The sequence below is a fragment of the Delftia sp. ASV31 genome, assembly GCF_016428765.1.
GTDB lineage: Bacteria > Pseudomonadota > Gammaproteobacteria > Burkholderiales > Burkholderiaceae_C > Comamonas > Comamonas acidovorans.
Genome location: NZ_JAELTK010000128.1, coordinates 1 through 11,774 on the forward strand (window position 1 = coordinate 1; position 11,774 = coordinate 11,774).

Sequence of the window (11,774 nt, forward strand, 5' to 3'; positions counted from 1 at the left end):
CCATCAAGGACCTGGTGCCTGCAGGCATCAGCATCACGGGTGTGCCGACCGGCGCGAACGTGGCCAGTGCGACCTGCACGCCCAATACCTTCCCGTTTGCGGGCAATGGCAGCTCCGTGCTGACGTGTACGGTGAACTTCACGGCTTCGGTCGCAGCGGGTGGTAACACCAGCTTCAACCTGCCGGCTGTTCCGACGGCGGTGGGTTCAAGCACCAACACGGCTTCCTACGATCCATCGGGCGGCATCAGTCCGGTCAATCCGACGGCAGGGTGCACAACGAACTGCGCATCTACGCCTTCCACGCCGGTGACGCCTGGTACGCCAGCGTTGACGGTCACGAAGGCCAACCCCGGCAGCCTGGCTGTAGGCACGCCCTTCAACTACGCGTTCTCCGTGTCCAACGCCGCCAGTGCCTTCGGCCCCGCCACCAGCGTGACCATCAAGGACCTGGTGCCTGCAGGCATCAGCATCATGGGCGTGCCGACCGGTGCGAACGTGGCCAGTGCGACCTGCACGCCCAACACCTTCCCGTTTGCGGGCAATGGCAGCACTGTGCTGACTTGCACGGTGAACTTCACGGCGGCAGTGGCGGCCGGTGGCAACACCAGCTTCAACCTGCCGGCAGTGCCGACGGCGGTGGGCTCGAGCACCAACACGGCCTCCTACGATCCGTCGGGCGGCATCAGCCCCGTCAATCCGACGGCCGGTTGCACGACGGATTGCGCATCGACACCGACCACACCGGTCACGCCTGGTACGCCTGCGTTGACGGTCACCAAGGCCAATCCCGGCAGCCTGGCTGTGGGGACTGCGTTCAACTACGCCTTCACGGTAGCGAATGCGGTTGGTGCCTTCGGTCCTGGCACCAGCGTGACCATCAAGGACCTGGTGCCTGCAGGCATCAGCATCACGGGCGTGCCTACCGGCGCAAACGTGGCCAGTGCGACCTGCACGCCCAATACCTTCCCCTTCGTGGGCAATGGCACGGCGATCCTGTCTTGCACGGTGAGCTTCACTACGCCGGTGGCGGCCGGTGGCAGCACCAGCTTCAACCTGCCAGCTGTACCGACGGCGGTGGGTTCGAGCACGAACACGGCTTCCTACGATCCGTCCGGCGGAATCAGCCCGGTCAATCCGACGGCCGGTTGCACAACGAACTGCGCATCGACGCCTTCCACGCCGGTGACCCCTGGCACGCCTGCGCTGACGGTCACCAAAGCCAACCCCGGCAGCCTGGCTGTGGGAACTGCGTTCAACTACGCCTTCACGGTAGCGAATGCGGCTGGAGCGTTTGGTCCCGCCACCAGCGTGACCATCAAGGACCTGGTGCCTGCAGGCATCAGCATCACGGGTGCGCCGACCGGTGCAAATGTGGCCAGTGCGACCTGCACGCCCAACACCTTCCCCTTCGTGGGCAATGGCACGGCAATCCTGTCTTGCACGGTGAACTTCACTGCGGCAGTGGCGGCCGGTGGCAACACCAGCTTCAACCTGCCGGCCGTGCCGACGGCAGTGGGCTCGAGCACGAACACGGCTTCCTACGATCCGTCGGGTGGCATCAACCCGGTCAATCCGACGACGGGCTGCACGACGAACTGCGCTTCGACACCAGCAACGCCGGTCACTCCCAGCACGCAGGTGCCGGTGGCTCCGACGCTGACGGTTTCGCCGACCACGGTGGGAGGCTATCCGCAGATATCCGGCACCGGCACGCCGGGCTACACGATCACGGTGAAGGATGGCTCGACGACGCTGTGTACGGCAATCGTCGCGGCCGATCAGACGTGGAGCTGCACACCAGGCGGCGGCTTGCCGACGCCGGGTCTGCACACGATCAGCGCGACCCAGACCAATCCTGGTAATGGCAACACCGGACCTGCCACAACGACTTCGCTCAACGTGCTCGGAACGACCTTCACTGGTCCGACAGCCACCGGGGCAGGCAATGCCACGGCGACCTTGAGCGGTGGTGGCGCGGGCTGCGGGTTCGATGTGTCGCAGTCGTCCTTCGTCGCGGCTGCGGCGGGTGCGCCGGGCCAGTTGAGCTTCCCGTATGGCAATGTGCACTTTGTGGCTCGCGGCTGTACGGCCAGCAGCTCGATCACGGTCAGCGTCACCTGGCCGGGGCCGGTGACCGGCATGGCGTACTGGAAGTTCGGTCCAGCGTCCGCAGGGGCGGCGGACTCCTGGTATCAGCCTCCGGGTGCGGTGGTGTCGGGCAATACGACCTCGGTGGTGGTCACCGATGGCGGCCAGGGTGATGATGATCGCGCAGCCAATGGCGTGATCGTGGATCCCAGCGGTCCGGCGCGTGTGGGTGCGGCACCGGATGCCACGCCGATCCCTGCGCTCGAACCGCGCATGCTCGCCATGGCCATGCTGCTGATGCTGGCCGCAGGCCTGTGGAATCTGCGCCGCAGACGCGGTTGACACACGGTTGAAGAGGTGCTGAACCATCGCCTGCCGAACCTGTTTCGGCAGGCGATTTCCATTGGGCGCAGGCACTGCATCCCGGCGGCTCAAGCCTGCCCGTAACCCCAGGCCGCCTTGCGGGCCTATCGCGCGTGCAACACGCCGTAAATGAGAACAATTTAGAATTTCTCGCTGATTGGCGCCTTCCGTCGACAAGTCCCGGCCAACGCCGCCCGGGGCCGATGCACAGGTGCCGCGCACTTTCATCTCTGCCCGCCTGCCTTCCATGCACCGTTCTGTCCTGATGTTCCGTTGCGCACCGCAATGGATTTCCGACCGACGTCGCCTGCTCGCCTGCTCCCCATGACTTTCAAGAAAATCTGGTTCCAGTTGCACTGGTTCGTCGGCATTACGGCCGGTACGGTGCTCATCGTCATCGGGCTGTCGGGCGCGGTGTTCTCGTTCCACGAGGAAATCCTGGGATGGATGAATCCCGGCACGGCCTCCGTGCCCGCGCGTGAGGCCGCGCCGCTGGCGCCGCCGCAGATTGCGCAGGCGCTGCGCGAGGCCGGCGAGCAGCGCGTGGTCCAGCGCATCACCGTCTTTGCCGAGCCCGGCCGCTCGGCCCAGGTGGCCTTCAAGCCGCCGGCCGGCCAGCGCCGGGGCCAGACGGTCTTTGTCGATCCCTACACGGGCGCACAGCTGCCTGAGCAGCACGGCACGGAGTTTTTCGAATGGGTGGAGCGCCTGCACCGCTGGCTGCTGCTGTCGCGCGATGACGGCAAGCCCATCACGGGCACGCTGGCCGGCCTGTTGCTGATGCTGTCGCTGTCGGGCCTGTACCTGCGCTGGCCGCGCCGGCCGCTGTCATGGCGCACCTGGCTGACCTTCGACCCGGCGCTCAAGGGCCGCTCCTTCCTCTGGGGCCTGCACTCGGTGGCGGGCACCTGGGCCCTGGTGGCCTATGTGGTGTTCACCTGCACCGGCATGTACTGGGCCTTTGGCGTGGTGCGCAGCACGGTGGACGGCTGGGCCGGCGTGCCGCCGCGTGTGGCCGCTCCCGCGGCGCCGTCCTCGAAACCCGGTGGCGGCCGGCCTGAGCCGGCTGGCGCGCAGCAGCCCATCGACATCGCGCCTGGCTGGGCCGCCTTCGAGCGCATCGCCCATGGCTGGCAGTTCGCCCAGCTGCGCCTGCCCGAGCGCGCGGGCCAGCCCCTGCAGATCAGCTGGCTGGATGCCGAAGCTGCCCATGAGCGCGCGCGCAACCAGATGGCCCTGCTGCCCGACGGCACGGTGCAGCGCGACGAGCGCTATGCCGACCTGCCCACGGGCCGCCGCGCCGTGGGCGCCATCTACCCGTTGCACATGGGCACCTATTTCGGCATGCCGGGGCGCATCTTCATGACGCTGGCCTCGCTGATCATGCCCCTGTTCGCCATCACGGGCTGGATGCTCTATCTGGACCGCCGCCGCAAGGCGCGCGCACTGGCCAAGGAGCGCCAGGCGCTGATGAAGGAGCCGCCACCGTCCGCGCCTGCGGGCCAGGACACCGTGCTGGTCGCCTTTGCCAGCCAGGCCGGCCGCGCCGAGCGCCTGGCCGTGGCCACCGTGGCCGCGCTGCGCGGTGCAGGCATGGCGGCCAGCCTGCAATCCGTGGCGGCGCTGGATGCCGAGCAACTGCGCCACCATCGGCGCGTGCTCTTCGTGGCCAGCACCTTCGGCGAAGGCGACCCGCCCGATGCCGCACGCCGCTTTGCGCGCCTGCTGGGCGCGGCCTCGGGCTCGGCACTGCCGCACCTGCAATACGGCCTGCTGGCGCTGGGCGACCGGCAGTACGCGGCCTTCTGCGGCTTTGGCCATGCGCTGGACCACCAGCTGCGCCGCCTGGGCGCACAGCCCGTGTTTCCGCTGATCGAGATGGATGGCGAGCAACCCCAGGCCTGGAATGCCTGGCAGCAGGCGCTGGCAGGGCATTTCGGGGCCTTGCCGCCTGCATCGGATGCGCTGCCTGCGTCCGCTGCAGGCCCGCTGGCCGATGCCACGGCCTTTGCCGCATGGCCGCTGCAGGCGCGCAGCCTGTGCAATGCGGGCAGCCAGGGCGCCGGTCTCTACGTGCTGGAACTGTCGCCGCCCGAAGGCGTGGCCCCGCTGTGGCGGGCTGGTGCGCTGGCCGAGGTGCTGCCACGCCATGGCGCAGCCACCGTGCAGGCCTGGCTGGCCGCCCAGGAATGTGACGGCTCGGCCCCCGTGCAATGGCGCCAGCAGACCTGCACGCTGGCCGAGGCGCTGGCCGCCAGCGTGCTGCCGGCCCCGGGCGATATGGCCCCCGGCACCGCGCCCCAGGCCGTGGCCGATGCGCTGCGGCCCCTGCTGCCGCGCAGTTACTCGGTCGCCTCGCTGCCGCAGGACGGCCATGTACGGCTGCTGGTGCGCCAGGCCCGCCATGACGGCGGCCTGGGCGTGGCGTCGGGCTGGCTGACGGCACATGCGGCCCCGGGCACATCCGTGGCCATGAGACTGGTGGAAAACCGCGCCTTCGAGCCGCGCGACGAGGCAGATGCCGAGCCCGATGCGCCGGCCATCTTCATCGGCAACGGCTCCGGCTATGCCGGCCTGCGCGGCCACCTGCTGGCGCGCATGCACGCAGGCCGCCACCGCAACTGGCTGCTGTTCGGCGAACGCCAGCGGGCCCATGACGGGTACTGCGAGGCCGAGGTCTCCGGCTGGCTGGCCGCAGGCAAGCTGCAGCGCGCCGACTTCATCTACTCCCGCGACCAGGCCCGGCGCCGCTACGTGCAGGACGCCCTGCGCGAAGCCGCCGAACCCCTGCGCGACTGGATCGCCGACGGTGCCGTGCTCTACGTCTGCGGCAGCGCCGACGGCATGGCCGCAGGCGTTGATGCCGCGCTGGCCGACATCCTGGGCGCTACGGCCGTCGAAGACCTGATCGTCGAAGGCCGTTACCGCAGGGATGTGTACTGAGGTGAAGCGCGGCGTCTCAAGGCACAGCGCATAAAAACCGGCGCAGCCCAAGTCAGGGACACCGAGGAAGGGCCTACGCCGGCCGCGCCGCCCCGCACCGAGGGTGTCGTCCCCCTCCCCGCGAAGCGGGTAGAGAGGCGCCGTGCCACGGGGGAAGGCGCGTAAGCGCCTCAGGGGGTGATGTACTTCTCTTTCCCGAGATTGAGCATCAACCGGTTCGCCCAGCCGAACAGCGCGGCCGAATGCAGCATGTCCAGGATTTCCTGGTCGGTGAGGCCGGCATCGCGCAGCGGCTGCAGCTGGGCTGCGCCAAAGCTGCCGGGTGCGCGCGTCAGGGCCAGCGAGGACTGGATGATGGCGCGTTCGCGCGCATTGGTGCCGGCCGTGTCGGGGTCATCGAACATCTGGGCCATGACATCGTTGCGCTTGGCCAGCTGCTCGAAGCGCTGAGCGTGGACCGATGCGCAGTACACGCAGCCGTTGGAGCGCGACACGGCCGTGGCCGCCACCTCGCGCTCGGCGCGCGACAGGCCGCCGGGCGCGTACATGATGGCGTTGAAGGCCTGCGAGCGCTCCGACAGCACGCGCGGCTGGCGGGCCAGCAGCAGGTAGAAGTCCGACGTGCGCGCCTTGGGATGGCTCAGGTCCAGCACGGCCTGCTGCTCGGCCGTGGCCGTGGCGGGGTCGAGCACGGGCAACCATGACGTCCAGTCCAGCGTCTCGCTGGTGTAGCCGTTGCGGCGCAGCGGCTCGCCCGGTGGCGGCAGGTTGGCGGGGTGCACGAAGGGTGCGGCGGCGGCTTCGGCAGCCGGTGCACTGGCCTGGCCGCCCAGCGCGTCCATGGCCTGCACGCCCGCGAACAGGCGCAACTGGTAGGCGATGAAGCCCACCAGCTGGGCCACCAGCACGGTGTCGTCGATGGACAGGCCGGACTCGGGCATGGCCAGCAGGGCCGCGCGGTCGCTTTCGGCGGGGTGCAGGGCCAGGGTGCGCACGAAGTGCAGGGCCGCATCCAGGCGCGCATTGCCGGTCTGGGCGCCGGGCTGGGCCAGCACGGTGCGCAGCGCGGGCGTCAGGGCATCGCCCAGGGACTCGGCACGCTGGCGGTATTCATCGGCCAGGGCCTGCACGCCGCTGACGCGGCATTGCTCGCTGGCCAGCACCAGGCGCTCGGCGCGCGACAGGCTGTCGGCCAGGCCGTCGCCCAGCAGCAGGTCCTCACAGGCCTGGGTGGCAATGGCCACCTTGTCGCGCTGGCGGCGCGTGGCGAAAACGGGGGACTGGTCGGTCAGGCCGGCCAGGCGGTCGATGGTGTCGTTGGCGGTGGTCATGGGTATCTCAGGTCTTGTCTGCCAGGGCCCGCACGCGGGCTTCGGGGTCGGCGGGCGTCCATTCGCTGCCGTCGAGCTCAGGCTCGGAATAGGACTGCAGCTGGGCGTAGTGGTGTTCCAGGTCCTCGCGGTAGAACAGCGAGGCCAGGCCCTGGGCCAGCTTGCGCGCGCCGTCGCTGATGGCGGGGATATCGCCCGACACCGTGCCGTGCGACAGCGCGGCCGGATAGCAAAAGCAGTGCACATGGTCCAGGCCGGGCAGGGCGCCGGGCGTCTTTTCCTGGAACTCGAACAGCGGGCCCAGGTCGGGCGAGTCCGACAGTTCCTGGTCCTCGGCACCTGCCTCGGGCACGAAGCGGTCGCTCCAGATGCGCACATGGGGCGCCAGGTCGGCGAACTCGGGGCGCTGGCGCCAGTCGATGGCAAAGCCGGTGGAGACGATCAGGAAGTCCAGCACGAACACGCCGCGCGGCGTGTCCACGCGCAGCCGGTCTCCGTCCTGCTCCACCTTCTGCACGGCGCAGCCCAGGTTGAAGTGGGCGTTGGCATGGCGCGAGACGCGTAGCGTGCTGCCGTGCGGAGGTGGCACCTGCTGCACGTTGATGTAGTGGCGTATGCGCCATTTCCAGGCGTCGGGCAGCAGGAACTGGCCGTGCGTGAGGCCGGGCGTGCCCGAGCCCTTGGATTTGTTGATGCGCGGCAGGTCGCTGCGGCGCACCAGCAGGTCCACGCTGGCGGCGCCGTTCTCCAGCGCGGTGGCGGCACTGTCCATGGCCGAGGAGCCCGCGCCCACCACGCCCACGTGCAGGCCGGCCAGGCGGCCGTAGTCGAGCACGTCGGAGGAGTGCGCCCAGCGGCTGCGGTCCACGCCCCGCATGAAGGCGGGGATCTGCGGGCCGCCCAGGCCGTCGCGGCCCGTGGCCAGCACCACGCGGCGTGCCAGCCAGGTGCGCGAGGCGCCATCGGCCGTCACATCGACCTCGACCGTGCCGTCGGTCTGCGGGCGGATGGCCGTGACCTGGTGGCCGTTGCGCACGTCGCAGCGCATCACGCGGCGGTACCAGCGCAGGTAGTCCATCCACTGCAGGCGCGGGATCTTGTCCAGCGCGGCCCAGGCTTCGCGGCCCCATTGGGCGATGAACCAGGCGCGGAAGGTCAGCGAGGGCAGGCCCAGCGCGGGGCCGGTCAGCTCCTTGGGCGAGCGCAGGGTTTCCATGCGCGCCGTCGTGGCCCAGGGGCCTTCGAAGTCCAGCGGGGCCTTGTCCAGCAAAACGGCCGCGATGCCCAGTTGGGACAGCGCGGCCGACAGGGCCAGGCCGGCCTGGCCGGCGCCGATGACCAGGACATCGTGCACGGGCTGGCCGTCGCGGGTGGAGGGAGGAATCCAGGCCTTGGCAGGCCAGCCCAGGGCGACGAGGTCGTCGCGCAGGCGTTCTTCAAGGGCAGCCAGGCCCGCAGGGGCCGTGGCTGCCGGTTCGGTCAGGGACATAGACTCACCAGGAACTCACGAGGAAAGGCGCGCCAGCGGGGCAGGGCCTGCGGGCGCGCACGGCATCAATCGATGCTGATTTTCGCGTCTTTGACCACCTGTGCCCACTTCAGGCGGTCGTTGTGCACGGTTTTCTTGAACTGCTCGGGCGTTTCGATGCGGATCGCATTGCCCTGGGACTCGAAGCGCGCACGCACCTCGGGCAGCTCCAGCACCTCGCGCACGGCCTGGCTGAGCTTGGCCACGATGGCCGGGTCCGTGCCCTTGGGCGCGAAGATGCCGAACCAGATCGAGCTGTCGAAGCCCTTGGTGCCCGTCAGGCCGCTGGAGGCGATGGTGGGCACTTCCTTGATGACTTCCACGGGCTTGGCCGTGGTCACGCCCAGCAGGCGCACCTTGCCGCTCTTGTAGTGGGGCAGCACGGTCTGGACCTGGTTCATGATGCAGCAGGTCTCGCCGCGCAGCACCGAGGTGATGGCCTCGGGGCCGCCCTTGTAGGGCACGTGGACCATGTTCAGGCCCAGGCGCGCATTGAACTCGGCAAAGGCCATGTGCGTGCCCGCGCCGTTGCCCGTGGAGGCGTAGTTGTACTTGCCGGGGTTGGCCTTGATCTCGTCCACGAACTCCTTGAGGTTCTTGACGTTGATCACGTTGGGATTGATGGTCAGCACGTTGGACACATCGATCAGCGGCGCCACCGGCACGAAGTCGGTTTCCACATCGAAGGGCAGCTTCTTGTACAGCGCGGCATTGCTGCCGTGCGTGGCGGCCGTGCCGAAGGCCAGCGTGTAGCCGTCCGGCTTGGCGCGCGCCACGATCTCGCTGGCGATGTTGCCGGCCGCTCCCGACTTGTAGTCAATGATCAGGGGCTGGCCCAGGCGCTGGGACAGCGGCTCCTGCACGCCGCGCGCGATCACGTCCACGCCCGAGCCTGCCGGGAAGCCCAGGATCATGGTCACGGGCTGGTGCGGCCACGAAGCCGCCGAATCGGCTGCCACCGCTGCGGTGGAGCCGAAGACGGCCAGGGCCGCGGCGGCGGCGGGAATCCAGGAGCGGAAAAACGAGGGGCGCATGGTGTGCAGGGAAATCCGGTGAATCAATTCCCATATTTTCCTGAGAACTTAATGAGCCACTTTTATATGCATATGTTGGTATGAAGCCAGTGTGGGCATGGCCGCAGCGCTCAGCAAAAAGCCCGCCGATGGGGCGGGCTTCATGCCGGGCGCAAGCGCCCATCAATGGCGGTAGGGGTTGTTGGGGCGGCGGTCATGGCGGTCCGGCACGCCGTCGCGGTCACGGTCCCAGCGGCCGGGTGCGTAGCCCCAGCGGCCGCCCTGCTGCGACCACACGGGCTGGCGGTACACATAGCCGGGACGCGCCTTGACCCAGTGGCCGGCCACCCAGGCATGGCGGTGGCCCTGCGGGCGCCAGTAGCCGGGTGCCCAGACGTAGCCGCGGCGCGGTGCAGGAACGGCCTCGTAGCGCATGGGAGGCGGCGCGCCGAACTGGACCGAGATGGCGGCGCCCGGCGCCGCATAGGTCACGTTGGCCTGGGCCTGCGCGGTGCCGGCCCATCCGGCCAGGGCCAGGGTGGCGGCGATCAGCGGTGTGCGAAGGGAAATCATGGCGGCTCCTTGTCCTTGGTTCATCGGGCTGGAGTCCTGGTGAAAGGAATCCATGACTGCATGGTGCAGGTCCATCGTCAATCCCGGGTTGCCGCGCCGCGAAGTCTTGCAATCTTGTGTATCGCCTTGGTGAAGCCTTGTTGCCAGGCGCTGCAGCGCAGGCTGCCGTCCTGCAGCCGCCGTCAGACAGTGCCTCTTCGAAGCGCCGTGAACGCCGTGAATTCCCAGCTGCGCATGGCCAGCACCAGGGTGTAGCCCTCGCGCTGGCCCGGCGGCAGGCGCTGGTCCTGCAGGTGCTGCTGGGAAAAGTCATGGGCCAGCCGCTGTATGCGTTCCACGAAGCTGGGCGCCAGATGCCGGCCGATGGAGCCGTGCACCATCAGCATGCCCTCGCCGGGCTGGTCGAAGCCGCCGCCGAAATAGTCGAGCACGGCGTTCTCGCGGAAGTACTCCATCACCGGCCCGCGTGCGCGCCAGCGGAAGGTCTTGGCCAGGCGCAGCCGGTAGCGGTTGCCGGGGCGCAGTTCGATGATGCCGATGCGGTCCAGCTGGGCCAAGTAGCGGATGCCTTCGGCCTCGGTCATGCGGTAGGTGGCCACGATCTGCTCCAGCGTCCACTGGCTGAGCACGCAGATGGCCATCAGCAGCAGCTTGCGGTCGGCGACCACGGCGTTCTCCTGCTCGGGCGTCATCTCCTGCAGCAGCGGTTGGCTGTCGGCCACGCGGCGCGCCAGGTCGGCGAAGTCCAGGCTCAGCGCGCGGCAGATGGCATCGATGCGCGACAGCGGCATGTCTCCCTTGGCCAGCATGCGCTTGACGCTGGACTCGGCCATGCCCAGGGCGCGCGCCAGGTCGGCATAGGTCATCTGGGCGGCCTTGAGTTCCTTCTTGAGGGCGATGACGAGGTCGGCGGTGGTGCTCATGGGTAGCGATTATCGATACCCGAGGTGCTGGTTTGCGCGGCGGGTGCAGAAAAACGATGCTGGAAGGGCCGACGGCTCGCCACACTGCGCCTCACTTTTCACGAGGAGCAACACATGCCATCCGTATCGATTTCACCGGCCGCCGCCCTGCGCGCGCTGTACTGGGGCGCTGCCCTGCTGCTGCTGGCCGCCTGGCTTGGCCCCGCCGTGCCGCAGCCGCAGGACTTTCACGCATTTGCCGACCAGCGTGCCTGGGGGGCGCTGCCCCATGCGCTGGATGTGCTCAGCAACCTGGGCTTTGCCTGGGCCGCCGTGGCGGGGGCGCGCCTGCTGCTGGACCGGCGCAGCCAGGCGCTGGCGCCGGCCCTGCGCTGGCTGGCCGCGCTGTTCTTCACGGGGCTGGCGTGTTCGGCCATAGGTTCGTCCGTCTACCACTGGGCACCCCACGATGCCACCCTGGCCGGCGACCGGCTGGGCATGTCCATGGCCTTTGCCGGCATGCTGGGGCTGGCGCTGCAATCGCGCATTGCCGACCGCGTGGCCGTGCGCGCCGCGGTGGCCATGCTGGTCGCCGCCGTGGCCTCGGTGCTGGTCTGGCTGCATGGCGGCAACCTGCTGCCCTGGGCGCTGGTGCAGGGCGGCGGCATGCTGGCGGTGCTGGGCCTGGCCTGCGTGGCGCCGCGCCATGGCGCGCTGGCGCTGCGCCTGGGCGTGGTGATTGCCTGGTATGGCGCGGCCAAGCTGCTGGAGTGGGGCGATGCGGCCGTCTTCGAGGCCACGGCCGGGCTGGTGTCCGGCCACAGCCTCAAGCATGTGGTGGCGGCGGCCGCCGCATTGCCCGTGATCGCCGCGCTGCGTGCGGCCGGCACGGCGCGCATGACCAGTACGGGCACAATGTGCGCCGATGCGTGCGGCCACGGCGGCGCCACCAACCGTTGAGGGAAGACAAGATGTTCCAGCAAGAGACCGGCAGCCCGTCTGCCCCCACCGCAACGGCCGGCGCCGTGCCA

8 protein-coding genes are annotated in these 11,774 nt (G+C 69.2%); 3 read left to right on the plus strand and 5 right to left on the minus strand.

Translation table 11 applies throughout. From position 1 onward, the window contains the following. Both JHD82_RS27210 and JHD82_RS27215 read left to right on the plus strand, forming a co-directional pair. Positions 1-2,432, plus strand: a 2,432-nt coding sequence (locus JHD82_RS27210) for a choice-of-anchor U domain-containing protein (protein ID WP_307838125.1), incomplete at its 5' end; no start/stop codon positions are given. Positions 2,433-2,777: 345 nt separating this feature from the next. Next, positions 2,778-5,396, plus strand: coding sequence for a sulfite reductase flavoprotein subunit alpha (locus JHD82_RS27215; RefSeq protein ID WP_199139901.1), 2,619 nt, complete (start codon positions 2,778-2,780; stop codon positions 5,394-5,396). Positions 5,397-5,566: 170 nt separating this feature from the next. Here the strand turns inward: JHD82_RS27215 and JHD82_RS27220 are convergent, their stop codons facing one another. The 5 genes from JHD82_RS27220 to JHD82_RS27240 all read right to left on the minus strand — a co-directional run bounded on the left by JHD82_RS27220 (position 5,567) and on the right by JHD82_RS27240 (position 10,764). After that, on the minus strand, positions 5,567-6,727 hold the full coding sequence (locus JHD82_RS27220) for a peroxidase-related enzyme (protein WP_084027426.1): 1,161 nt from the start codon (positions 6,725-6,727) through the stop codon (positions 5,567-5,569). 7 nt (positions 6,728-6,734) lie between these two features. Continuing rightward, positions 6,735-8,216, minus strand: coding sequence for a SidA/IucD/PvdA family monooxygenase (locus tag JHD82_RS27225; protein WP_199139902.1), 1,482 nt, complete (start codon positions 8,214-8,216; stop codon positions 6,735-6,737). A 65-nt stretch (positions 8,217-8,281) separates the two neighbouring features. After that, positions 8,282-9,289: a tripartite tricarboxylate transporter substrate binding protein gene (locus tag JHD82_RS27230; RefSeq protein ID WP_034368821.1), complete on the minus strand. Its 1,008-nt coding sequence runs from the start codon at positions 9,287-9,289 to the stop codon at positions 8,282-8,284. A gap of 162 nt (positions 9,290-9,451) precedes the next feature. Next, positions 9,452-9,841: a YXWGXW repeat-containing protein gene (locus tag JHD82_RS27235; protein ID WP_013800295.1), complete on the minus strand. Its 390-nt coding sequence runs from the start codon at positions 9,839-9,841 to the stop codon at positions 9,452-9,454. A 182-nt stretch (positions 9,842-10,023) separates the two neighbouring features. After that, positions 10,024-10,764 carry a helix-turn-helix transcriptional regulator gene (locus tag JHD82_RS27240; RefSeq protein WP_012202467.1) on the minus strand — a complete coding sequence of 247 codons (741 nt, stop codon included), beginning with the start codon at positions 10,762-10,764 and terminating at the stop codon, positions 10,024-10,026. Between the two features lie 114 nt (positions 10,765-10,878). Between JHD82_RS27240 and JHD82_RS27245 the strand changes: the two genes are divergently transcribed. Further along, a complete protein-coding gene (locus tag JHD82_RS27245) occupies positions 10,879-11,703 on the plus strand; it encodes a hypothetical protein (RefSeq protein ID WP_043824780.1) in 825 nt (274 codons plus the stop codon). The last annotated feature ends 71 nt before the right edge of the window (positions 11,704-11,774 follow it).

What these genes read in the sequence shown, in the direction of transcription:
- JHD82_RS27215 (WP_199139901.1), top strand. Translation starts at nt 2,778, where the DNA reads ATGACTTTCAAGAAAATCTGGTTCCAGTTGCACTGGTTCGTCGGCATT.
- JHD82_RS27220 (WP_084027426.1), bottom strand. Translation starts at nt 6,727, where the DNA reads ATGACCACCGCCAACGACACCATCGACCGCCTGGCCGGCCTGACCGAC.
- JHD82_RS27225 (WP_199139902.1), bottom strand. Translation starts at nt 8,216, where the DNA reads ATGTCCCTGACCGAACCGGCAGCCACGGCCCCTGCGGGCCTGGCTGCC.
- JHD82_RS27230 (WP_034368821.1), bottom strand. Translation starts at nt 9,289, where the DNA reads ATGCGCCCCTCGTTTTTCCGCTCCTGGATTCCCGCCGCCGCCGCGGCC.
- JHD82_RS27235 (WP_013800295.1), bottom strand. Translation starts at nt 9,841, where the DNA reads ATGATTTCCCTTCGCACACCGCTGATCGCCGCCACCCTGGCCCTGGCC.
- JHD82_RS27240 (WP_012202467.1), bottom strand. Translation starts at nt 10,764, where the DNA reads ATGAGCACCACCGCCGACCTCGTCATCGCCCTCAAGAAGGAACTCAAG.
- JHD82_RS27245 (WP_043824780.1), top strand. Translation starts at nt 10,879, where the DNA reads ATGCCATCCGTATCGATTTCACCGGCCGCCGCCCTGCGCGCGCTGTAC.